At 42.9% G+C, this 22,529-nt stretch carries 21 protein-coding genes and 2 pseudogenes; 12 read left to right on the plus strand and 11 right to left on the minus strand.

The annotated features are described in order from the left end of the window. Positions 1-24 precede the first annotated feature (24 nt). From ABTQ23_RS06245 to ABTQ23_RS06270, 6 genes are all read left to right on the plus strand, one after another. Positions 25-531 carry a lactoylglutathione lyase family protein gene (locus ABTQ23_RS06245; protein ID WP_408614803.1) on the plus strand — a complete coding sequence of 169 codons (507 nt, stop codon included), beginning with the start codon at positions 25-27 and terminating at the stop codon, positions 529-531. Next, positions 531-1,535 carry a zinc-binding dehydrogenase gene (locus ABTQ23_RS06250; protein WP_408614805.1) on the plus strand — a complete coding sequence of 335 codons (1,005 nt, stop codon included), beginning with the start codon at positions 531-533 and terminating at the stop codon, positions 1,533-1,535. The genes ABTQ23_RS06245 and ABTQ23_RS06250 overlap by 1 nt, the downstream gene beginning before the upstream one ends. Positions 1,536-1,707: 172 nt before the next feature. Beyond that, on the plus strand, positions 1,708-2,823 hold the full coding sequence (locus ABTQ23_RS06255) for an NADH:flavin oxidoreductase/NADH oxidase (RefSeq protein WP_408614806.1): 1,116 nt from the start codon (positions 1,708-1,710) through the stop codon (positions 2,821-2,823). 118 nt (positions 2,824-2,941) lie between these two features. Next, a complete protein-coding gene (locus tag ABTQ23_RS06260; protein ID WP_408614831.1) occupies positions 2,942-3,934 on the plus strand; it encodes an alpha/beta fold hydrolase in 993 nt (330 codons plus the stop codon). Positions 3,935-4,014: 80 nt separating this feature from the next. Further along, complete coding sequence (locus ABTQ23_RS06265) at positions 4,015-4,761, plus strand: type 1 glutamine amidotransferase domain-containing protein (protein ID WP_408614807.1); 747 nt, start codon at positions 4,015-4,017, stop codon at positions 4,759-4,761. 157 nt (positions 4,762-4,918) lie between these two features. Next, positions 4,919-6,223, plus strand: coding sequence for a hypothetical protein (locus ABTQ23_RS06270; protein ID WP_408614808.1), 1,305 nt, complete (start codon positions 4,919-4,921; stop codon positions 6,221-6,223). A 60-nt stretch (positions 6,224-6,283) separates the two neighbouring features. Here ABTQ23_RS06270 and ABTQ23_RS06275 read toward each other — a convergent pair whose 3' ends face one another. After that, the gene (locus tag ABTQ23_RS06275; RefSeq protein WP_408614809.1) at positions 6,284-7,432 is read right to left on the minus strand and encodes an L-dopachrome tautomerase-related protein; all 1,149 of its coding nucleotides are present in this window, start codon (positions 7,430-7,432) and stop codon (positions 6,284-6,286) included. A 414-nt stretch (positions 7,433-7,846) separates the two neighbouring features. Here ABTQ23_RS06275 and ABTQ23_RS06280 point away from each other — a divergent pair. Then, a pseudogene (locus tag ABTQ23_RS06280) lies at positions 7,847-7,949 on the plus strand (IS5/IS1182 family transposase); the annotation flags it as partial. Positions 7,950-8,069: 120 nt separating this feature from the next. Here the strand turns inward: ABTQ23_RS06280 and ABTQ23_RS06285 are convergent. After that, positions 8,070-8,762: a type 1 glutamine amidotransferase domain-containing protein gene (locus tag ABTQ23_RS06285; RefSeq protein WP_408614810.1), complete on the minus strand. Its 693-nt coding sequence runs from the start codon at positions 8,760-8,762 to the stop codon at positions 8,070-8,072. Between the two features lie 502 nt (positions 8,763-9,264). On the opposite strand from ABTQ23_RS06285, the gene ABTQ23_RS06290 reads away from it, so the two are divergent. The 4 genes and pseudogenes from ABTQ23_RS06290 to ABTQ23_RS06305 all read left to right on the plus strand — a co-directional run bounded on the left by ABTQ23_RS06290 (position 9,265) and on the right by ABTQ23_RS06305 (position 11,968). After that, positions 9,265-9,771 carry an SRPBCC family protein gene (locus tag ABTQ23_RS06290; protein WP_408614811.1) on the plus strand — a complete coding sequence of 169 codons (507 nt, stop codon included), beginning with the start codon at positions 9,265-9,267 and terminating at the stop codon, positions 9,769-9,771. A gap of 139 nt (positions 9,772-9,910) precedes the next feature. Then, a pseudogene (locus ABTQ23_RS06295) lies at positions 9,911-10,060 on the plus strand (helix-turn-helix domain-containing protein); the annotation flags it as partial. A 114-nt stretch (positions 10,061-10,174) separates the two neighbouring features. After that, on the plus strand, positions 10,175-10,777 hold the full coding sequence (locus ABTQ23_RS06300; protein ID WP_408614832.1) for a LysR substrate-binding domain-containing protein: 603 nt from the start codon (positions 10,175-10,177) through the stop codon (positions 10,775-10,777). A 300-nt stretch (positions 10,778-11,077) separates the two neighbouring features. Continuing rightward, entirely contained in the window at positions 11,078-11,968 is an 891-nt protein-coding gene (locus ABTQ23_RS06305) for an N-acetylmuramidase family protein (protein WP_408614812.1), read from the plus strand. A 128-nt stretch (positions 11,969-12,096) separates the two neighbouring features. Here the strand turns inward: ABTQ23_RS06305 and ABTQ23_RS06310 are convergent, their stop codons facing one another. The 9 genes from ABTQ23_RS06310 to ABTQ23_RS06350 form a co-directional block, all read right to left on the minus strand. Then, the gene (locus ABTQ23_RS06310) at positions 12,097-13,242 is read right to left on the minus strand and encodes an MFS transporter (protein WP_408614813.1); all 1,146 of its coding nucleotides are present in this window, start codon (positions 13,240-13,242) and stop codon (positions 12,097-12,099) included. After that, complete coding sequence (locus ABTQ23_RS06315) at positions 13,239-14,576, minus strand: histidine kinase (protein WP_408614814.1); 1,338 nt, start codon at positions 14,574-14,576, stop codon at positions 13,239-13,241. The genes ABTQ23_RS06310 and ABTQ23_RS06315 overlap by 4 nt, the downstream gene beginning before the upstream one ends. Beyond that, positions 14,573-15,604 (minus strand): ligand-gated ion channel, encoded by a 1,032-nt coding sequence (locus ABTQ23_RS06320; protein WP_408614815.1) that lies wholly within the window; start codon positions 15,602-15,604, stop codon positions 14,573-14,575. The genes ABTQ23_RS06315 and ABTQ23_RS06320 overlap by 4 nt, the downstream gene beginning before the upstream one ends. Next, the gene (locus ABTQ23_RS06325; protein ID WP_408614816.1) at positions 15,604-17,037 is read right to left on the minus strand and encodes a pyridoxal-dependent decarboxylase; all 1,434 of its coding nucleotides are present in this window, start codon (positions 17,035-17,037) and stop codon (positions 15,604-15,606) included. Before ABTQ23_RS06325 ends, ABTQ23_RS06320 begins: the two co-directional genes overlap by 1 nt. A gap of 65 nt (positions 17,038-17,102) precedes the next feature. Next, positions 17,103-18,236, minus strand: coding sequence for a hypothetical protein (locus ABTQ23_RS06330; RefSeq protein ID WP_408614817.1), 1,134 nt, complete (start codon positions 18,234-18,236; stop codon positions 17,103-17,105). A gap of 163 nt (positions 18,237-18,399) precedes the next feature. Continuing rightward, entirely contained in the window at positions 18,400-18,819 is a 420-nt protein-coding gene (locus ABTQ23_RS06335) for a hypothetical protein (protein ID WP_408614818.1), read from the minus strand. A gap of 284 nt (positions 18,820-19,103) precedes the next feature. Beyond that, on the minus strand, positions 19,104-19,238 hold the full coding sequence (locus tag ABTQ23_RS06340) for a hypothetical protein (protein ID WP_408614820.1): 135 nt from the start codon (positions 19,236-19,238) through the stop codon (positions 19,104-19,106). 67 nt (positions 19,239-19,305) lie between these two features. Then, entirely contained in the window at positions 19,306-19,464 is a 159-nt protein-coding gene (locus ABTQ23_RS06345; RefSeq protein ID WP_408614821.1) for a hypothetical protein, read from the minus strand. 113 nt (positions 19,465-19,577) lie between these two features. Then, positions 19,578-21,857 (minus strand): S8 family serine peptidase, encoded by a 2,280-nt coding sequence (locus ABTQ23_RS06350; RefSeq protein WP_408614822.1) that lies wholly within the window; start codon positions 21,855-21,857, stop codon positions 19,578-19,580. Positions 21,858-21,970: 113 nt separating this feature from the next. Between ABTQ23_RS06350 and ABTQ23_RS06355 the strand changes: the two genes are divergently transcribed. Next, on the plus strand, positions 21,971-22,258 hold the full coding sequence (locus ABTQ23_RS06355; protein ID WP_408614824.1) for an MBL fold metallo-hydrolase: 288 nt from the start codon (positions 21,971-21,973) through the stop codon (positions 22,256-22,258). Positions 22,259-22,529: the final 271 nt, after the last annotated feature.

Here is a 22,529-nt window from a genome sequence, read left to right on the forward strand (position 1 = left end):
TCATTTCGACGGAGAAACATCTAGATGCCTAACAATAATTATCCAAGAACCTTTTCGCATATCGGTATTTCGGTACCAGATTTAGATAAAGCAATAAAATTCTATACGGATGTTTTAGGTTGGTATTTGATTATGGAACCAACAACCATCCAAGAAGACGATACGCCAATTGGTGAAATGTGCACAGATGTATTTGGTCAAGGCTGGTCAAGCTTTAAAATTGCCCACCTGTCCACCGGAGACAGAATTGGTGTTGAAATGTTCCAGTTTGAAAACGCACAAAATCCAGAAAATAATTTCGAATACTGGAAAACCGGCGTTTTCCACTTCTGTGTTCAAGATCCTAACGTAGAAGAGTTAGCTGAGAAGATAGTCGCAGCTGGTGGCAAAAAACGGATGCAAGCACCTCGTTTTTACTATCCGGGAGAAAAGCCATATCGCATGATTTATATGGAAGACCCATTTGGCAACATCCTTGAGCTTTATAGCCATAGCTACGAATTAACTTATTCAAGTGGTGCCTATAATTGATGCCAACACATAAAATAAAAGCGGTTATCTATGACCCTAATGATAACCGCTTTATGCTCAAAACTATTGCTAAGCCAGGGCTAGAAACCCCGTTTGATGTGATGGTAGAAGTCAGTGCTGTAGGTCTCAATCCAGTTGATGCCAAGATCAACCATTGGGTTAGTATGGTTGAGCCCACAAATCGTGACATAGTTGGCGGACTCGATGTTTCTGGAACTATTGTTGCTAAAGGTAGCCAAGTCTACAACTGGAACATTGGTGACCATGTTCTTTATCACGGAGATATGCGCCGCCGACAAGGTGGCTTTGCCCCATTGTGTGTTCATGATTCAAGAACATTAACAAAACATCCCAATATTTCAGCAGTACAAGCCGCTGCCTCGCCATGTGCTGGCTGGACGGCATTTCGCGCTCTAAATGATAAGCTACTGTGCTCTATTAAAGAAAGTATCCTCATTTACGGAGCTAGTGGTGGTGTGGGAAGCTATGCGTTACAACTATGCCGCTATTTTAATTTCAAGACGATCATCGCAGTTTGTTCAGAGCAAAACTTTGAATACGCATATTCACTCGGGGCAACACATTGTGTTGATTATCAAGACCCACAAATTAGAGCAAAAATATCGTTTATTACAAACGCTCAAGGTTTAGATTGCATTATAGATTGTGTCGGAGGCCCAGCACAAAAGCTGACATCAACAATGCTCGGGTTTGATGGCCAATTGGTTGAGTTAGTCAGTACCATTGATTCATCGCAACACCAAAACATGTTTGAGCGAGGACTTAGTTTAAGTCAACTAAGCCTTGGATCTGGTCATGTTTATGGAGAAAAAGGTAAACACTCCATCACTCAAGCTGGTACTAAGATGAATATGTTGCTTGAAAAGCAGATTATTTGCCCTCCTCACATTACGACCATCACAATCAACGACATTCCCGAACAATTAGAGCAAATGAGACAAGGGCATTCCAAAGGAAAATATGTCGCGATAGCAAAACATTAGTCTTCATTGTTATCGCGTACCATGATGGCAAGAGCATCGCAGTATAGCCACACCGTAAATAATGCACTTGTATAAATAAATGACAGAGACCACGACGTTACGCATTTTATGCATTGAGTATAAAAATTTAATGTATTGATAAAAATTCACTCGATATTTAAATAGAGGATTTATGAGCACTTTATTTAGTCCATTTAAACTAAAAGATATTACTTTACGAAATCGAATAGCCATTCCCCCAATGTGCCAATACAGCGCAGATAATGGCTTTATCAATGATTGGCATATTGCACATTACACAAACTTAGCTCGCGGAGGTGCGGGGTTAGTTATAGTGGAAGCAACAGCTGTTTCCCCTGAAGGCCGTATTACTCCTGCTTGCACTGGACTGTGGAGCGATGAGCAAATCGAAGGAATGAGCCAGATTGCTAAAGGTATCAAAACAGCAGGCGCGGTGCCCGGCATTCAAATTGGCCACGCAGGCCCCAAAGCCAGTGCCAACAAACCTTGGGAAGGCGACGACCACATCCCTAATGACGCCCCTGGCGGCTGGCAAACCATCGCGCCTTCGGCGGTAGCATTTGGCGGTAACCTGCCCAAGGTCCCTACCGAAATGACCCTCGACGACATTGAGCGGGTCAAACAAAACTTTGTTGATACCGCCAAGCGCGCCTTAGAAGCAGGCTTTGAATGGCTGGAGTTGCATTTTGCTCATGGTTATCTGGCCCAGAGCTTTTTCTCTCGCCATGCCAACCAACGTACTGACCAGTACGGCGGCAGCAGTGAAAACCGTGGCCGTTTCTTACTAGAAACCTTGCAAGCGGTGCGTGAAGTCTGGCCAGAAAACTTGCCACTAACGGCTCGTTTTGGAGTCATCGAGTTTGATGGTCAAGACGAAGAGACATTGGAAGAATCCATTGAGCTAGTTAAAAAATTCAAAGCTAATGGCCTCGATATGCTCAACGTTTCTATGGGATTCTCTACTATCACCGCCAAAATCCCTTGGGCGCCAGCCTTTATGGTCCCTATTACCGGGCGTGTTGGTAAGGAAACTGGCCTACCGGTTGCCACCGCTTGGGGCCTAGATGACTCACACACTGTAGCCAAGGTCATTGATGAAGGACAAATGGATTTAGTTATGATTGGCCGAGCCCACCTGGCCAACCCCCATTACCCGTTGCAAATCGCCTTAGATTTAGGGCTGGAAAAACCCGCCTCGGTGCTACCAACCCAATACAGCTATTGGCTGTCTCGGTACGCTGGCCCAGGTAAAGGTTCTGCGCAGTAAATGTCAAAGGGAGCGTTATTGCTCCCTTTTTATGTAACTGAGGTGTTACTCAGCTTATTTTAACGCTGTTTGCTTTATCCCTAGTGAGGTTACTTTGATGTCTCTTAAGCAAATAATGATGGCAGCCGCTGGCGTGGTGCTAGCCATGAGCGCCCAGGCGCAAACGCTAGAGAAAGCCGCTTACAGCCCTGATTTGCAAGGATTTAGTTACCCTTGGCCCGTAAAGGAGTTTAACTTTGAGTCGCAAAAAAATGCGCTGCATATGGCCTATATGGACGAGGCTCCGGTAGGGCAGGCCAATAATTTAACAGTGGTGTTGCTGCACGGCAAAAACTTCTGTGGTGCCACCTGGGAAGGAACAGCCAAGGTGCTGAGCAAAGCCGGTTACCGGGTGGTTATTCCCGATCAAATCGGCTTTTGTAAGTCCAGCAAGCCCAAAGCCTACCAATACACCTTTCAGCAACTAGCCCAAAATACCAAGCAACTGCTTGAAAGCCTTGGCATTCACAAGGCTATTATCATGGGCCATTCCACCGGCGGCATGTTGGCCATTCGTTACGCCTTGATGTATCCCAAGGCCACCCAACAGTTGGTGCTGGTTGACCCCATTGGCCTGGAAGACTGGAAACGCAAAGGCGTGCCTTTTATGGGCGTAGATGGCTGGTACAAGCATGAGCTGAAGAAAACCGACACCGGCATCCGCAATTATGAACGCAACACCTACTACTCCGGGCAGTGGAAACCTGAATACGAAAAATGGGTGCAAATGCTCGCTGGCATGTACCGTGGCCCAGGCAAAGACATTGTGGCTTGGAACTCGGCGCTGCTTTATAACATGATTTACACCCAGCCGGTGTATTACGAACTGCAAGATATTACCGAACCAACTCTGCTGATGGTGGGCGCCAAAGACAATACCGCCATTGGTAAAGCCTTTGCCAAACCCGCCGACCGCGCCAAGCTCGGCCACTACCCGGTACTGGCAAAAGCAGCTGCCAAACGTATTCCCCATGTGGATTTGGTTATTTTCCCTGACGCAGGGCATGCCCCGCAGATGCAAGAGCCACAGAAGTTCCACAAGGTGCTGCTGTCCAAGCTCATCCAGAAATAACCGTGAGAAACCTCGCCATGCCGCACACAAGCGGCATGGCTTTAATGACAACTCTGTTAGCTCGTTTAAGGGAGTAAGACATGCGTAATTTATTAAAAGTAGTGGTTGCAGCTGTTGCTGTGTTTTTAGTCAGTCAAAGTGCATTCGCGGCCGATAAAGTGCTGATGGTCGTCAGTAGTCACCAGAAACTGGGCACGACCAATGAAGCGACTGGTTTTTGGCTCTCTGAGCTAACCCACCCTTATTTCGTCGTGAAAAAAGCCGGGCTCGATATCACCATTGCCAGCATCAAAGGCGGCGAAGCCCCAATTGACCCGCGCAGTTTGGCGAACATGGATAAAGACACCAAGGCCTTTTTAGGCAACCCCAACACTCGAAAGCTGATTGACCGCACCCCTGCCCTTGCCAGCCTTAAGGTTGGGCAATTTAAAGCCATTGTTTTTGTCGGTGGCCATGGTGCTATGTGGGATTTCCCTTCCAATAAAGCCGCTAACCGCTTAGCGGTTGGCATCTATCAGCGCGGCGGCATTGTCGCGGCGGTTTGCCATGGCCCTGCGGCGTTGACCACATTAACGTTGCCTAATGGTAAAAAGTTAATTGCTGGCAAAAAAGTCACCGGCTTTAGTAACGCCGAAGAGTCAGCTATGAAACTGACTAACGTTGTGCCCTTTTCATTGGAAGACAAACTCAAAGCGGCTGGTGCCACTTATGAAAGCGGCCCAATGTGGAAATCAGAAGTGGTAGTTGATGGCCGGGTGATCACAGGCCAAAACCCATCGTCAGCCCATGATCTTGGCGTCGCCGTGGCAAAGGCATTGGGTCACTAACCCATGCCATTAAGAACCGTTAGCAGATAAATACTCCATGGCAACGGTTCTTTCTCACTAAAGCCCCGCAAAGGGGCTTTAGTCTTTGAGCCCCCGGCATGGCAACAAATGCCTGTTAACGTCTCACCATATCGGTTTCAGCTAAGAGGTACCAACGATGAGAAGCATCCTTCTGCCGCCTTTTATAGTGGCCTCTGGCGCGATGATGTTGCTGAACGCCAACCTAGCTAAGGCTGCACCAACGGCCAGCCATAACACGCTACTTAAAGCTATCGTGCTCAACATGGGTAAAGACGGGGCAACCGTTACCGATGCCCGCTATAACAACCTTTTTGAAAGTCATAACGCCACGAGCGGCGTGGCCGCGGCGATTCGCAGTGGCCAGTTTTTCATTAATGGCTTGCCAATACCCGCCACGGCAGCGGCGTTCAAAAAAAGCAGCCCCGCTGGCTATCTTGTGAACCAGGTTCCCTGGCTGCGCTATGATGCCAGCAAACACCAGTGGCAGGGCGGTTACAAGGCAGAACAGCCGGCAACGTCTTATGCGGCGGCAGCGCTGGCAACCGCCGACGGCATTGTTGCCGGGTTGGAAGTCAGGCTCTATGACACCAATGATGACGGTTATACCGATCGTATTGATGCCGACTACAAAGAAGGCGTACTGGTAAACCGCATTAAGCACAACAGTGACAACACCTACAGCGTATATCGGCAAGTCTTTGATACCAAAAACAAAACTGCCGCCGAAGGCCGCCTTTACGACGGCAAGCATTTTACCTTAACGTCGGGCGAAAAAATAAAGGCCGCCAATTTTGACCGCCGCATTGCTTCACAGGATGTTGCGCTGTTTTGGTACGGTCCCCAAGGTTGGGTAATGCAAAGAGCCAAACAGGTTCAAGGTCCCTTCCTGGGGAGAGCTGACCATAAAAACTACACCATTGGCACTGTTACCTATCAGGATGCGATGCGCTTTTCACGGGACAATATCCCCGTATCCAACCGGCCCGGCGAGTTTGCCAACGCAGAGAATTACTTTGGATTGGATAAAGACACTGCCCATAAGGTCAACCTTTGGCTGGTACCCACTACCAGCGCGCAAACCCAGGGTGGCCCCATTGCCATTACCCGGGGCATGAGTGCAAAAGTCTTCCTCAGCAAAGCGATTAGCGTTGCCCAAGCCAGGCTAAACAGTGTGGTGGTAAGTCAAGACGGCCACGATGTTCCTGCGCAGCAACACTGGGTAAACCAAGCCGCTTATAGCCAGCTAAGTAACGCCATAAAGAGCGCTAAAGCCGCCTTACATGCGCGCCAAAGCTCGGACTCCCAGCTCGATTACCAACTCTATCTGCTGTATTTGAACCTTGATGGCAGCAGCAATGATATTGGGGCCAAATTCGGCGGTTTCAGTTACACAGGCTTTGAACATCAAATAAAACCCGGACTGCAAGGCAACAGCCATTAACACAAAGCGTAAATGGTGGCGCCCCCCATCAGGGAAAGCGCCACCATCGCTCACGCGCCGTTAGGCTTGGCCAGTCACCGGCCCACCCAGTGCAATGCCGTCGAATTGGTCAGGTAAAGCAACCGCATAAATCACAAATGGCTTGTCTTTAGGCCCTGATGCCAATGGCTTTTTCACCGGAATATAAAGCTTGCGGTCTTGGCTGATAAAGGTGCCGTCGGGGCGTATCAATGCAGGGCTGGAGGCGATCACCGCCGTTTTTCCTGACGGTGCCAGCAAGGTGATATGGCCAGTAACCGTTTCCGAAAAATACATATTGCCCAACGAATCCATACAGCAGCCACCGGCAAAGTTATTGTCGTAGACATGCTGAACCCGCGACGCCAGTTGCTCGTCAGACAGCGAAGTGTCTTTTAGCAGCTTGGTTTCAACACGATACAGCGGCCCTGTCGGTGAGGCCCAATACAACCACTTGCCGTCGGCAGTAATTTCAATGAGGTCGCTATTAGGTGGCGTAAAGGCTTTTTTGCCTTTGATATGTGCCAAAATGGCGGGGATTTTGGTTGGGGACGATTTAACAACAGAACGCCCGGAAAGACGCCTTATCGTTTTTCCAGTCTGAAAATCGTGAACGATAATGCCGCCAAGCCCTGAGTCTGAAATGTACAAACTGCTGCCATGGAAACGCAGATCGTTCATCTTGGCTCCTGGGGGCAGAATATCGTCATTAAATCGCAATATATTCAGTATCTTGCCGCTATCGGCATCTAACTGCACTAACTTTTGAGCGCCGGGTTGCGGGGTGGCGTACTGGGCAGGAAAAAGGCCTGGGCTAAGTGAACCTTGGTCAACGCACCAGACAGTGTCATCAGCAAAAATATGCACCGAGTTCAAATACACAAAGGCATTACGCCCATCCTTTTCCGGTGCCCATTCATTCCAGCTGTTATTGGGAAAAGGCACTAAAGACCCGTCTTGTTCACGGCGGGCAAGAGAGGGAGTGGCTTTGTCTGGCGAATAGCGGGGAAGGCCGAGAAACAGCGTGTTGTTGCTGGTAAGGGCAACCTGATTCGCCAGCCAGGGAGAATAAATAGCAGCCTTAAGAGGTAAATATTTCTCAGTGTTAGCTGCAAACAAACCTCTAGAGAAAAGATATGACAGGCCAACAGCTGCCCCTCCTAATATTATATTTCGGCGACGTTGGTCCAAGGTTATCTCCTTAAGAAAATATATAGATAAAATCATGTAAAATGCTAATCAATGAGAAGCATCATGAAATGCGTTTACATATAATGCACAAAAGAAAATTATGATACTAATTCATTTATGCGTATCAACTGTACATAGAGTGAATGTATCGCAGCCGTAAGTATATAAAATACATATGCTGCCAATTAATCACTCTTGGATAAAAAGAATCTTCAGTCAAGGATAAGATCTTTTCAATTTTCGCTGATAAACTTAAAACCATCATAAAACCTGTCTACCCCGTGAACTCAATCGTTTACCCCTAATACATACAGAATTTAAAACTAGTGCGTGTTGATCTTTGTGATTTAAAAAGTAAGTTGCACATGATACGCTATAATAGTTTCGCCAAAAAATCACAATAATAATGCCTTAATGCCAAAACTTATGTTAACAGATAATAGCTGGAAATTACTATCAAGAATAATTTATTTATAATAAATCTGAATACCAAATGAATTGCTCTGGCATTTTCTTTTATGTGGCTATCTATGAGGGTTGATTGATATATATAGCAAAGATCAATCCGCTCGAGAGACATACCAAGAACAGCGAATTTGTTCACCACCTTGATGATGAACAAAATCAGTATAACTTCTTATGATATCAGAGCATCTCTTATTGCTTCACCAACACCCGCAGCCGACTGCGGGTTTTGGCCAGTAATTAAAGAGCCATCAACAACAACATTACTCGCCCAATCATCTGCCGATTGAACTAATGCACCTCTCTCTTTAAGCGCACTTTCTAATAAAAATGGAACCGCATCCACCATGCTCACGGCGCTCTCTTCGGAATCAGTGAATGCTGCTACTTTTTTGCCTGCAACTAAATATGAACCATCACTTAGTGTTACATTGACTAATGCCGAGGGACCATGACAGACAGCAGCGATGATTTGTCCCTGCTCATACATTTTACGAGTAATAGCTAAAACCGCTGGGCTATTAGGGAAATCCCACATAGTGCCATGACCACCGACATACATAACCGCGCTATAGTTATTTGAGTCAACATCAGATAATTTGGCACATCCCTTTAGTTTTTCTTGAAACGATTGATCATTCCAATAGTGAGCATTAATGGGATCTGCTAAATCCACACCATAAACTGGAGGAATGCCACCTTTGATTGAAGCAAACTCAATCGTAAGATTAGCCTTTTCCAATACATGTAGAGGATGGGTTAATTCCGGTAAGTAAAATCCAGAGTCTTCATACCCTGGTCCTATGTCTTTATGACTAGTTAATACAAAGAGAATCGACTTGATAGAGTCAGATAATGTATACATGAAGAACCTCAGTAAACTTAAATGTAAAAATACCCATTTTTAACCTAATTTAAGGTGGGTTAAGTATAGAAATCAATTACTATGCAAATAAAAATATGGGATATAAGTTAAAATATCATCTTAAATAATTAAAATAACAACACAGGTGATTGTCGCTTTTCCAATTAAACCATGCTTATTCCAAATCACTATTTGTATATTCTTTTAATGATTCGGAAAAATAAATTAACCACCTATACTAAATAATAACAACAACCAATGAAACAGTTATTCTTTTATTGGGTATATAAATAAAATTTATATCAGGAACAATGAACCCAGTTAACCTAAAAAATTTTTACTCAAAAATTTCCACATAGAAAATGTGTGACATCAAATATCAGATATAAATATAAATTATAGCTAATATATTTTTTTATGATTGGATTTATAACTAGAAAAAATCGATTATGTTTCTTTTCTAAAACAACTTACTTTTACGATTAAACATAGGAATTTTATTATGAGTGATATTATTTGGCCTGAAGGTTTTGTACCAGGATTTACGGATAACTTTTGTTCAAACGAAGTCATTATTGCAGGTCTTTCAACAAAAGATATCTGGCCTCTACTCAATACACCGGCATTATGGCCAACTTACTATGAAAACTCTGCAAACCCTCATTTCTACGATGATAAAGGCCCAGAATTAGAAAATAATGTTCGATTCTATTTTGAAACATTTGGTTTTCCTGTTGAATCGCAATGTGTTGAACATGTAGCGCCGATTGAAGGTCAACCAGCTCGGTTAGCCTGGCATGGATGGGCAGGCGAAGGTGAAACTCGTTTAGATGTTCATCATGCATGGTTGATTGAAGATTTAGCTGGTGGTCGAGTTCGCATCCTGACTCAGGAAGCCCAAAATGGCAATCCAGCCAAAAAGCTAGCAGCAACTACGCCAAACCCGATGATTAATGGCCACCAGCAATGGTTAGATGGCTTGGTCAAGGCTGCCCGTAAAGCAAAATAAAGTCTGTTTATATTGCTAATATTTAGAAAGCCGTTCGCAGAATCACTGAAAACGGCTTTTTGCTCTATATTAAAAATAACTTTATAAAACAATAAACTCTAATTATGGCAACGATTAAAACCTTGATCTTAATCTTCTTCGCGTATTCAATATTCTTATGGAGGAGAAAAATGTTTCCAGAGCTGCTGAAAAACTAGCTGTCAGCCAACCTGCTGTCAGTAGCATGATGGCACGCTTAAGACAAAGTCTAAACGATCAGCTATTCATTCGCAGTCAACATGGCATTGTCCCAACCATTCGTGCCCAAGAACTGTCTGATCCCATAAAAAAGCTACTTAGAGAACTGGATACCGTTTTACAACCCACACAATTTGTCCCACAGATAGCTGAACTAACACTTTCTATCGCTGCAACTGATTATTCACTTAGAGCCATCGTCGAGCCCTTTTTGCTCACCCTAAGACAGCAAGCCCCTAACATCAAAGTTTCTATTCGTTGGATTAATGAACACGACCTTTTTGAACAGATGGAAAGAGGCATCATTGATCTTGCGCTAACGACACCTGAAGCTTCTCCTGGTGATTTAAGAGCAAAAACGCTATTTAGTGAGACTTATGTTTGTGTTCTTAGAAACGCTCACCCATTACTTAAAAATGATTCTTTAACAATTGAACAGTTCTGCAGTATCGACCATGCGATAGTGTCTTATGTAGGGGGCGCATTTGAAGGGACAACGGATCAAGTCTTGCGTTCAATGGGCAAACAACGTCGAGTCGTTTTATCTGTGCCAAGCTTTTTGTCACTTGTCGATATTTTAAAAACTAGTGACCTCTGCGCCGTCGTGCCAAAACGACTGATTAAAAATGTACAAGGACTCACCACCGTGAAACTGCCATTTGACGTTCCTGGATTCACAAAAATTATGACTTGGCATGAAAGAACACACCATAGCGATGCACATCGATGGATTAGAGAATCGATTATTAAATTGTGCAATGAGCTTTGAAGCAACTAGATATAAGATCAACGATACCACTCACAACTATATAGATTGAGCCATATAGCATAAAAACAGTCACAGTTCGGCTTAATCCCCCTGTTTTATCAGATTAATTAAAAAGCTCTGAGTCATAATATCAGCTACTATCATCTATATAATTAATATCTCGCTTCAAGGTAAAACAGCCTGTGTACCAACGCCCGGTGATATTTCATCTCAATCTCCCATAAGCTCGCTCATGGATACGAAATTTATCCCCAATAGCGAGCTTATCGCTACATTTCTAATCTGAAACTGGAGTTTTTTATGAAAGAATTACATCTTTTATCATCGGTGGGTGTCGGTGGTTATAACTCTCCCGAAGATGTGTTAAATGTACAAAAAGCACTCAACCAAATAATTGATAAAATTGGTTTATCCTCACCATTACCAGAAGATGGTTTAATCGGCGATAACCTGCCGAACTCTATAACTTGTCAGGCAATCGGCGCTTTTCAAACATCCATACTTAACTACCACCGTCCCGATTTTCGAATTGATCCTAACGGTAAGAGCCATTTAATGATAAATACACTGCTCAATGAAGGCGAGAAGCAGCAAGCTTCTTACTATTTTCCTGAGGTAGAACCGCTAAGAGGACTAACAGATGCAGACTATCAGATGGCAGCTCAAGCTCTAAACTGTAATGTTGCTGCTATCCAAGCTGTTTCAGAGGTTGAGTCATCTGGGAATGGCTATTTTGCTTCGGGTCGTCCGGTTATATTGTTTGAAGCACATCAGTTCTCAAGATTAACCAATCATCAATTTGACGAAACACATCCTGACATCTCATCTCGTACTTGGAACCGAGCTCTGTATTTGAAAGCAGAAAAAGAGTATGAGCGCTTAGAAAAAGCACTGCAACTCGATAGAAGCGCTGCGCTAAAATCTGCCTCTTATGGACGCTATCAGATCATGGGGTTTAACTATAAAACGGCTGGATACAACGATGTAGAGACGTTTGTCCACGATATGTTTGTTGCTGAACGTAACCACCTAATGGCTTTTGTACATTTTATTAAAGCCAATAAACAACTGTCTAATTCTATCCAGCAACAGGACTGGGCACTATTTGCTAAAAATTATAATGGCCCGAGTTACGCCATCAACCATTACGATGAAAAACTTCAAAACAGCTACCAAAAACATCTGGCTTAAATTTCACAGGACTTCTCTATGTAGGTTTGTATCTTCTTCACTAAGAGGAAAATAACGATACAAACCTATTCATATTCACCATCGAATTAAAGCGAGATCCGATTACTTATCAGAGAGTACGAACCACCCTATTCAAAGGTTTTTTCATCCGATAACAACGCATAAACAAAGATAATTAACAGTGAACAGCCTCCGACCACAAACACAAAAGTCATGCCTTCTGGACCAAACACATCAAACATCCTGCCTATCACCAATAATCCTATCATTCCACCAAGCGAGTCCATTAAGCTATAGCTCATGTTGGCAGTCATTTGGTCCTGAGGACAAAATCGCTCGCCGATCGTTGTCAATCCGATCGCGTAAATTCCTCCCATGGAGCCACCCCAGATGAATAAAAAGATGAGGGCAACCCAATACTGAGCATCTACCGCAAGCGACAGATAGACCGCACAAACCACCGAACAAAACACCCCAGCTAACGCTATTGTTGAACGTTGAACAAAAGATGCACAGGTACTTAGGAGCATTCCCAAACTAACACTACCAAACATAAACATCGTCAAAAGTAATTGCGCTTGAGGTTCCGTGAGCCCCTGATCCATTCCGTAGAGTGTCAAAAATGAAGGAAGGCCAAAAAATCCGATCCCACCAATAAAAGCCGAGATCAACACAACTTTGGCATGGCGCAAAGCAAATCGAAACCGCACCGCACCTACCTGATTTCCCGAATTTCCCGCTCGAGGACAGCCAACGATAATCAGCAACGGCACGAGGGTCAGAGCAGCATTTAGCTCAAATGTCGCTCCTATTTGAAATATCGATAATTGCAAAACGATTGGCCCAAGTGCCACGCCACACGATAATGCCGATGAAAACAGTCCCATGAACAGCCCTTTCCACTTTCCCTGGGCAAGTATATTCAGCCAAGTTTGCGTCATTACGAGGATCATGCCGTTAGCCAAACCGTAACTAAAAATACCAAGTATCCACAAACCGTATACGCGACTGTGAGATAACAGCAACAAGCTGCCAATACGCACTAAAGTCAGTACGATATAAGAGCTCAATAAACCACATTTAGCAATGTAATGTGAAAGCGGACGATATAATAAAAACACGCCGAGAATTTCAAATGCCATAGCGACACCAATTTCGGTGTTTCCGTACCCTTGATGCACCATAGCAATTGGAATTGTCACATAGTTAATTCCTGAGCTTAGTTGTGTCGTCAATGTCGCTAGGATCAATAATAAGGGGGCAATAGATGTCATGCTGCATCTTCCTTATGAACTTTCCAGCGCAGCTCAATATAGTCTTTATGGCCAAAAATTAGTTCGACACCGGCATTATGTATACTGTTAAAGGATGTTCTAAGTTGTATTGCTGTACATCGCCAATCAGGATTAACGCTTAGCACGCCTTCAGTTTGCGTTGGACTGGTGAGCCAGAGAATATCCGGGTGACAGCGGGATTGCTCATCCAGATAAAAATAGGTCGTTAATAACCAGTCGTTTAATAACTCTTCGCTCACCTTAGTGTTTGCCGCTAAAGGAGTGGCTTGATAATGGGCAATCAAGCTATGAATACGAGCAAAATTGGCTAAAATCAGTTCGCCGTCAAATTGCGCAACAATCACCTGTGGCGCACTAAACTGATGTACCAATGCTCCGTATCGCTTTAGTTCTCGATTAAGGTGCTTAAACCAAACATCGAGCTGATATGAGCGCACTTTAGTCGGCCGTGAGACGAAACTTTGGCCATATTCGTACCAAGCAACACATTGTTTTTCGCGATGGTAACTGTCCACTCGCCTATAAAAATAGCTATTTAATTTACAGAGGGTTTGAATTACTTGAGCACATCGATTTAACCGCTGCTGATAGAGCTGTTTCTCCGCATAGGAGCGATTAACATAGTGAGAGTCTGAACTTCGAAGCCACCACACCACCAACCCAACAATCAGCCCAAGAAATAGAATAATGATTTTAGCTTTACCAAATACATCTCGAATGTTTTGTAAGCGCTGATAATAATGTTTGAGTTCCAGATCCATTGCCAGAACACCGACAAACTGCCCCTTTTGGTTATAAAACGGAGCATAGGCACTGATAAAACTCCCCCATCGATCACGATAAGCCTTTGGCGATATCCCATCAGACTGATGCTTAAGTGCCTCAATCAGTTCATTTGGGGCATCCTTATAGACTTTCATTAAACGCGGCGGAATATCCGGCTTGCCATCACCATCGTTATCATTTTGTGGGCTTGGGTTAACCACAAACTTCACCACATTGTCCTGCAAAATACAGGTATAGATGTAACGAACATCGGTAGATGCTTCTCGAATCACCTCAAGTTGATGGGCCATCGTCGCATAGATAGGGGAATTCGGTGGCGTATCAGCGGTAATTTGCTGATGTAAGGAACCATCAATAGTGGTAGCAGCAGCCTGGACTGTAGATTGCAGACCTATCTTAATTTGCGCATCCAGCGTTGCAATCGACTTTGAGTAAATAAGATAGGTACTGATGCCCAGCAGTAAAATAAACACGGAAGCACTCAACGTGGCTTCTATCATGACTCGAATCGGTGTGATTTGTTTCATAGCTGATTATTCACCCCTACCAATATGGCAATGGTGATAAGCGAAACTATCGGGAAAAGGACTCGGCAACGCGGAATAATATGACGAGTTCTCGGCCCTGTTTCCCCAATGATCCGCAAACAGACAAATATCACAATAGCCGTAAAAATACTGACATATCCCATGATGATCATTCGTCCAATAAAGGTCGTATACGGTAAATGAGGTAACAAGCTGCCGGTATAAAATGTGTAAGCAACGACCGTTAACATCATCGTAAAGGAGGTCATTAATCGAGAACCAAATTCATCAATCCAAAATACTGACCAACTCGCAACAAGGATTAGCGATAGCGGTAATATAAATTGCCACAAATAATAATTAGGGCTTCGTTTGGCGGCGATACTAATGGTTAAACGCGAAAAATCTGCATCTTGGTGATTATCTGAAAGGTGGGGATATTTATGGGTACTGACCTGCACTTTTGGACATCCAGTAATACGCCATTCACTTAGTTCATGGCTACTATGAGCACAGTTTTGTTGGTTATCAGGAGAACCAATAAAAGCAGAGCTTTCATCGGTAAATACCAGTTGTTTTTCTTCTAATGAAAATGGCTCCATAATGATTACAAAGTTCTGGCTATCAAATGGAAATCGCCTGAAATTCATATCGGTCTGAAACGTGCCAAGAAAGCGTTCGTTATAGGTCATCATGCGTTGATTACCAACGATTAACTGCTTGTTGCCTACCTCCCGTTTTCCCAAAATATTGATAAACTCCAATGTCGGAATTCGGATTCCTGAACCCACGAGCTGGTCCACTCGGGAATTCTCATAGACAGCTGGCGGGGGTAACGAAGATGCAGAACTCAATGGCTCTTGCCATTTAACAACCAAATAGCCATCCACTTTGTACGTTTGATCCACCGTATTAACGCCATAAATCTTGTTGATTTCAACGGTCACATTCAACCGATACGGCTCGGCATTGACCACCTGGATCAAAGCGCAGAAGCCCAGCAGTAGAAAAAGTATTACCCGATTCATCAGTATGGCCTCCCCCACGAGATAACCCTCTGAGCGCGAGGAACTATAACTAATTGCGGTTGCGTTTCACGATGGTCCATCGCATCCGACAACACAGCAATGAGCTCATCTAGCATTGCGTAGGTGACGTGACTTAACACCACGACATGGCTCAAATAGACGGATTTACCATCAATAAACTCTTTTTCCTGAGCCAGCGAAAAACGCTCTCGGATAGCCTCATCTGGACAATAAAAACGAACAATATTGGCCCCCCTCTGACGAGGCATCACGATAAATTCAGCACTTTTTTTTGCTAGTTCATTCAATTTTGTCTCTAAATACTGAGTCTTAGCTTCATTGTCAGTAGCGATAGCCTTCAACCCAACCGTTCCAAGTTGAACCAAACGTTCCCAAAGATATAAGGCGTAAATGCCCTGCCTAGAGCCTGCAACCGTTGAATCTCTGCCGGCCACATAATCAGGCCTTACACAAGAGCCTGCTTTATAACGCTCTTGCATCAAGTAAGCACCGCAAGTCCATGGAGCCCCAAGCCATTTATATGGACTCAAACAAAGAGACATCACCTCTGGATGGCGAAACTCATAGGGGTCATTGGTGTAAATAAAGGGGTCATCTTGATTTAAATAAGCAGAGAAATTTGCGCCAAGCGCACCGTCAACATGAATCCAATAACGCCTGTGATCGCTTTCATTTATCCCAAGGATTGGTTTTATCTGCTCGATAATCCGATAAACTGGATCGCTACCGCCACTGAATGTTGTGCCATGGTTGAATATCAAGATGATGGGAATGTCCCGCTGGGCAAAAAAGCACACCAAATCGTAAAGCGCAGTTTCATCAACACTCCCATAGCAATCCACTGCGATGGGCATACTCCAATCACCATCATTAATCGGACATTTACCCAATTGCGGACCAATATCATTAAAGGCATGCAAGTTAAGTATCTGGCAACATTTGTAAATCGAGTAGTGAGTTGCTGCAGAACAAATCACCACAGGCTCTTTATTGGTCTGGGTAATAGCCGAGTAATTTTGACCGGCCCTACCTAACAAAAAATCCCGCGCATTCCATAAAGCGAATAAGTTACCTTCTGTTGAGCCCATCGCCGTAATGTAACCCCAATACTGGCGCTGACTCTCGTCATTACAAAATCCACATAATCGGGCGTAGTAGTGAATAACGGCTCGTTCAAATTCCTTTGTATTAATTTGATAAGAGCCCTGCTCAAAACTATCACCAAGATTTAACAAGTTAAGTGTTAAAAAATAAAAAAGGCTTTCTGGAAAATAGACTTGTTGATTAGTTTGATAACCAAGAAAGTTATCTTTTACTTTCGCCATTTTGGCCGCAAAGTCTGCCAGAATTTCATCGATTTCATTTGGTTTTTTCTGCATACCAGAAATATACAACCTATCATCATATTCCATTTATTCCCCCTTATAAAACCACCTAAAAACAAAACTAAATAGGAAACTTTTAAATTCAGAATAAATTAACGAAATAGATACCGGTTATTAATAAATACATTAGCTTTTTCATTCACTGCTGTGGGTAGCTCTTTCATATACTCAGATAAAGACTTACCAAAAAATCCGAAGTAATCAAAATTAAAATATTTATAGGATGATGTTTTTGTTTTTTCCATCAACAATTTAGATATTGCACTATCATCGTTTATATTATCGATAATCAGCAACTCTCTATTTCTTAATTGGGTATAGATATGTTCAATACTCGCCTCGTCTGCTCCCAAAACAAGGCAATATAAAAGACTAATTGGTGATGCTTTTTGGATATTAAGATCGTTCATGAACAGATCGGGTTCAAGATCATCATAGAGTTCTGTTAATTCATCGCTTTGGGATACCATAGCAGAATGTCGGAAACCGCCGATTAACAGATGTGCATCAACTATCTTACTCTGATTGTCTTCTTTAATTTTATCAACAAAGTCAAACCATCGACTATCAAAACGAAATGCGTTTCGAACTTCAAATCGAGCGCTATAAATATAAACTTGGAATTGCTCCACCTGGCTAAACAGTGAATGACGAAGGCAGAGCAAAAGATCATCTAATTTCATATCTGGCGACACGCCAAACATATCGTTGGTATCTTCACTGTCTATTTGACGACCAGATACGGGATCTGCGGCAATAATCCGCAGCGATTTAACAACGCGCCAACTAGATTCTTCACTTTGTGGACATTCTTTGTCACTAACGTTAGCAGATTTAATGTCGAAAGTGACCTGTTCATTTAAGCTGGCAAGAAACGTTACTAACCCAACAGCGGCTCCCCGACTATGGCCACCGATGACTAAATCTACTTGTTCTTTGCTCGTTGCCAGTCGCTCAAGGTCACTCACTAACGTATCAATTAGAGTATCTATCCCAACAATGGTTGTTTCTTCTGTATAACCAAACACCAAGTTTCGGGTTGAATTCACCCAAGATTTCAGCCCCCAAGTTTCACTCTCCTTGAGTGTATTTTCACGATGCGTCATCGTTTTGGTTCCAACACCATCAATAATATAAGATTTATCAAACTCTGAATTTGTATATAGAAACTCCATATCTTTTGTTTGCGTACCTGTACCGCAAAACCAAACTAATAATTTCTTCATTGCAAAACTCCGATTTTTAATATTTATTAAATTTTCAAACAGAAACAAAAAATTAATAATCAGGAAGTAATTCACTATAAAAATAACCCAACAAGTTTGAACACATTCTTATTGGGTTATTTTTATAGTTAACGTCACTAACCAGTGACAAATCCCATCACACCTAACATGTCAACATATCTGGAAATCTACTAACCTGTATTTTTTTACTAACTTGCTTAATATAATTATTTCTCTTTTTTATATTAGATATTTGCCGAATGCTTAAGCAGAATTCTTTTGCAACTTCTTGACGTGTTTTACCAGAAAGCAATGCTTCTATAATCAAATAATTTCGAAGTTGCAAATCAATTTTTTGAGTTGTAGGGACAGACAGGTATGTTCCCCCATACATAAGACTTAGCTGATGCAAGCTTGTATAAGAAATAAAATCAATCAGTTTACTTCGCTCTGGATGCTGTGGAATATATAATTCTTGGCCACCGTACCTCTTAAGTAGTAAATAGCTATCGTATGAGCCAATTAAATTAAATAACTCCTGTACTTGACGAGGCAATGTAGCACATTCAATGTTTTCTATCATATCTCTTCACTCCTTTGTAGGTTCATTTAACTTTATACAGAGAGTGAAATTTATTGCATAGTGAAGAATTACCCGTTAAATTATAATTTTATTATTATGAGATTGTAAGCAATTCTTCATATTTATTTACTATACAATTATCAAAAATAACATAGTAATATGTTTATATATTATCGAAGAGATAAAAATTTTTAAATACTTAAGAGTAATGATTACTAAAACTTTCATATTAACTAATTATCAGCATAAAAAGAAAGCCACTATAAAATGGCTTTCTTAAACGGTTAGTTAGCAAAGTTGGGATATAAAAGATCTTCCATATCTGAATTCAATGCTAATGCAGCGAATGCACCTATCGAAATACTATTGGCAACATACGCTGTTCTTAAAACAGGATGAGATTGCATCGGTAGCTTCATAAGAAACTCCTCGGTGAATAAAGGTGATAAAAACGGCAATAGTGGCCAGCTATTGCCGTTTTTTTGGTTAAAGCATACCTAAAACAGTTGGAGCAACGGTTTTAGCAATATTGCCAGCAGTTTTTAGCAGTGAGCCCCAGTTAAAACATGCTTCAGCACCTGCACCAGCAGCGTTAGAAAGATAAACGGTACGTTCAACTGGGCTTGATTGCATTGGTAATTTCATAAAAATATCCTCTTTTAACGATTTAAGTTAGTCAGCATCAGGGCAATCCTGTATCGGCTGCTGACGAGCCGTCTTGGACTTTTATGCATCAATAAAGTCCACAAAATCGGTATTTAAAGACTTGCAACACTGATTGGAGCCTGCCATTTATCAATGCGGCCAACGATAATTGGTGTAATAGCGCTGATATCAACCGTAATGGCATAGGTCGTCGAAGCTTGAGTCGTGTTGCCAGGGTTGAAGAAAGTCAGCTGAACCTCTCTCATTTGAGAATTCTGGCGTTGAATTTTGGATGGTTTCACCTGGTAATTGGTGAATTGCATATTTTTCGTTGCCGCATCACGCACAATGTCACTTACAGCGATAATATTGTAAATAGCGTAATTCAACGCCCGTTCTTCTGGGGCTTGTCCACGGTTAATGGTATTGATATACAAGCGGTTAAGCAGGTCAGTAAGCGTCTGTCGGTATTCGGCATCATCAGTTACAGTGTCTACCAGAGCATCAAGTGTCCAGTTATTCATGCCATACGCAACAGGGGTAACCGACTGAATATAGTTACCGTTCAGCAGTTTTGTTGAGCCAGAAATATAACCAGGCAATGACATCCGCATTACGTCATTTTTCTTGACATTAAATTGTTCGTGAGCATCTTTAAGATTGCCCAGAATTTTTTCCTGACCGGTATCAGTTTCTATCTGTTTTTTCTCACCGATCATATTTTTTTTCAAAGAGATGCTATTGGTCAGCTCAGCATATTTTTCAATATCCAACCCGACGTTTTCACCTAAGAACTGGGCTAGAGAAAAATAAATGCTATCGGAAAATGCAACAAATCCCGGAGTGATGCTGTAAACAGGTGTTGCATTCATACTCAGCACCCAAATCAGCTGACTGCTGTAAAAAGCATGGATGGAACTACCATCTTCTTTCCACAGTAAAAACGCTGCCATAGTCAGCTCAGAAAATGGCGTATTCGGGAAAAAAGCCTGCATCGACTCTGGCAGCCGTTTATGCCAATCGGCAATGGCAGCTTTGAAAATGTCCTGGTTGGCTTCAGTGCCAAAGTTATATGATGGCTGCCCAATGGCCAAAACCAGCTGACAGTTATCAAATGTGGGGATTTGCCCTTGGTTAGTCACCGGATTAAAAGTGGGCGAATCCGTTCCACTGGCTCTTACTGAATGAGCCATAACGCGATGTTCCCGCCGCGGCCGCTCCATCATTGGAGCACCGACAGCTTGAGGTGCAACTTCATCATCATCGTCGTCATCAAGATCTAAATCATCCGGATCATCTGGTAGTAGTTCACTTGGTACGACCTTGTCCATTTTTGGTGGATTGACCGGTTCGCTTTGTGAAGGCATAACGTTAGATTCATCTTTGGTATCGTTGTTCATGTAAAAAGTCCTTTGGTTAACATAACGAGAGGGTTCGACTTCAGCATCTGATGTCGGTTGTTTTACAGCGTCCAGTGGTGGTAACTGCCCTACCTGAAAAGCCTCAATGGCTTTTGTCAGGTCGAGTTGGCCTGCGAGCAGGCGAGCATAGCTTGGGTGGTCTTCAGGCAAAGAGGTTGTCGTACAGCTTAGTAATAATTGACGGATCCCCAGTACATCTGGTTTTATGCCGCTTTGTTGCCAACTGGCGAGTAACGCGACGATTCCACTGACTAAGGCAGTTGAAAAGCTGGTACCACTGAGCGTACAAGTGACGTAATGATTTCCCTCAATGCAGGCACCCGTGATATTTTCGCCAATCAACGTAATTCCATGTTCTTTAGCATCGTTACTCCAGTTACTAAATGTCGATGGTATTCCATTGATATCTAGTGAACCGACCGCCAGTACAGTTGGGTATGCGGCAGGGACATCTACCATTTCCACACCATCATTACCTGTGGCTGCAACCACTAACACACCCTGCTGCTCGCATAGCTCTAGGACATCGCGCAGGCGGGGACTAATTTGGCCCCCTTGAGCCATTCGTTCGCCACCACTAATATTGATAATGTGCGCGCCATTGGCTAGTGCATCACTGATCCCCTGGGCAATATCAGCCTGATTACACGGATACAAACTGCCATTGTCAGTTTCATGATAAATATCGTGGATCAGATAGTGACAATCTGGCGCAATGCCTTGAATATTACGATTATGAGGAGCAGCCAGTAGGCTAGTAATAAAAGTCCCATGCGATGAGCGAGCAAGGACATCTCCATGGCGAGATAGATATTCACAATGGCTACCATGCAAACATGGATGATTTAAATTAACGGGACCATCCAGAATGGCCACAGTCACATCGGGATGCCCTTTGGTTATTTGCCAAAGCTCATTCAGCCCATTAATACGAAAAGGCACCGCTGTTTTGGGTGACGAACGTTTATCCATGAGTATGTTCCAACATTGGTGAAGAAGATGGACACATATTAATGTTGGTATTACACACAGATAATAAGGAATAATTACCTATAAAAATAAAGCATAAATGAAAGGGAGGTCACATGAGTCGTATAAGGCTGCATCGGGTTGTCATTAAGCCGGAAGGTGAATCGAGAAAAATGCTATTTGATGACAGCATTTTGCCTTTAATTGTGAACAATCAGTTCCAGGTCATCCCTCAAAAGGGTCAGCAACTTAACGACTATATTCGATTTGAGCCGACACCCGGGCATTGTGATGGACATATGGCGATTCGATTGATTACTGAAAACAATGAATTATTGTTTACTGGCGATGTGATGCACAATGAGTTACAGGTTGTGTACTCGGACGTGAGTTCAACATTCTGACTTAATACTGAATTAGCCAATACAACGAGAAATCAAGTTCTTAACGACGCATTTGAGAACGACACGTTTTTGTTTCCTGCCCACTTTCGCGAGAACTCTGTCGGTAAAGTAAAAAACGATAACAACGGAAAAAGGATTTGGGCAGCAACGACACCCACTCAATTTATTGAAGTTGACTAATAACATAATGTTCATGTCCACTTCCCCATTAATGAGACAGTTCTAAAGTAGAGTTTCCCAGTTGTTTTCGGTAAGCCGCCGGTGGCAGATT

Source organism: Celerinatantimonas sediminis (assembly GCF_046054195.1).
Lineage (GTDB): Bacteria > Pseudomonadota > Gammaproteobacteria > Enterobacterales > Celerinatantimonadaceae > Celerinatantimonas.

Bases quoted from the DNA above. Each gene is read 5' to 3' on its own strand.
- ABTQ23_RS06245 (WP_408614803.1), top strand. From the start codon at position 25: ATGCCTAACAATAATTATCCAAGAACCTTTTCGCATATCGGTATTTCG.
- ABTQ23_RS06250 (WP_408614805.1), top strand. From the start codon at position 531: ATGCCAACACATAAAATAAAAGCGGTTATCTATGACCCTAATGATAAC.
- ABTQ23_RS06255 (WP_408614806.1), top strand. From the start codon at position 1,708: ATGAGCACTTTATTTAGTCCATTTAAACTAAAAGATATTACTTTACGA.
- ABTQ23_RS06260 (WP_408614831.1), top strand. From the start codon at position 2,942: ATGGCAGCCGCTGGCGTGGTGCTAGCCATGAGCGCCCAGGCGCAAACG.
- ABTQ23_RS06265 (WP_408614807.1), top strand. From the start codon at position 4,015: ATGCGTAATTTATTAAAAGTAGTGGTTGCAGCTGTTGCTGTGTTTTTA.
- ABTQ23_RS06270 (WP_408614808.1), top strand. From the start codon at position 4,919: ATGAGAAGCATCCTTCTGCCGCCTTTTATAGTGGCCTCTGGCGCGATG.
- ABTQ23_RS06285 (WP_408614810.1), bottom strand. From the start codon at position 8,762: ATGTATACATTATCTGACTCTATCAAGTCGATTCTCTTTGTATTAACT.
- ABTQ23_RS06290 (WP_408614811.1), top strand. From the start codon at position 9,265: ATGAGTGATATTATTTGGCCTGAAGGTTTTGTACCAGGATTTACGGAT.
- ABTQ23_RS06305 (WP_408614812.1), top strand. From the start codon at position 11,078: ATGAAAGAATTACATCTTTTATCATCGGTGGGTGTCGGTGGTTATAAC.
- ABTQ23_RS06310 (WP_408614813.1), bottom strand. From the start codon at position 13,242: ATGACATCTATTGCCCCCTTATTATTGATCCTAGCGACATTGACGACA.
- ABTQ23_RS06315 (WP_408614814.1), bottom strand. From the start codon at position 14,576: ATGAAACAAATCACACCGATTCGAGTCATGATAGAAGCCACGTTGAGT.
- ABTQ23_RS06320 (WP_408614815.1), bottom strand. From the start codon at position 15,604: ATGAATCGGGTAATACTTTTTCTACTGCTGGGCTTCTGCGCTTTGATC.
- ABTQ23_RS06325 (WP_408614816.1), bottom strand. From the start codon at position 17,037: ATGGAATATGATGATAGGTTGTATATTTCTGGTATGCAGAAAAAACCA.
- ABTQ23_RS06330 (WP_408614817.1), bottom strand. From the start codon at position 18,236: ATGAAGAAATTATTAGTTTGGTTTTGCGGTACAGGTACGCAAACAAAA.
- ABTQ23_RS06335 (WP_408614818.1), bottom strand. From the start codon at position 18,819: ATGATAGAAAACATTGAATGTGCTACATTGCCTCGTCAAGTACAGGAG.
- ABTQ23_RS06340 (WP_408614820.1), bottom strand. From the start codon at position 19,238: ATGAAGCTACCGATGCAATCTCATCCTGTTTTAAGAACAGCGTATGTT.
- ABTQ23_RS06345 (WP_408614821.1), bottom strand. From the start codon at position 19,464: ATGAAATTACCAATGCAATCAAGCCCAGTTGAACGTACCGTTTATCTT.
- ABTQ23_RS06350 (WP_408614822.1), bottom strand. From the start codon at position 21,857: ATGGATAAACGTTCGTCACCCAAAACAGCGGTGCCTTTTCGTATTAAT.
- ABTQ23_RS06355 (WP_408614824.1), top strand. From the start codon at position 21,971: ATGAGTCGTATAAGGCTGCATCGGGTTGTCATTAAGCCGGAAGGTGAA.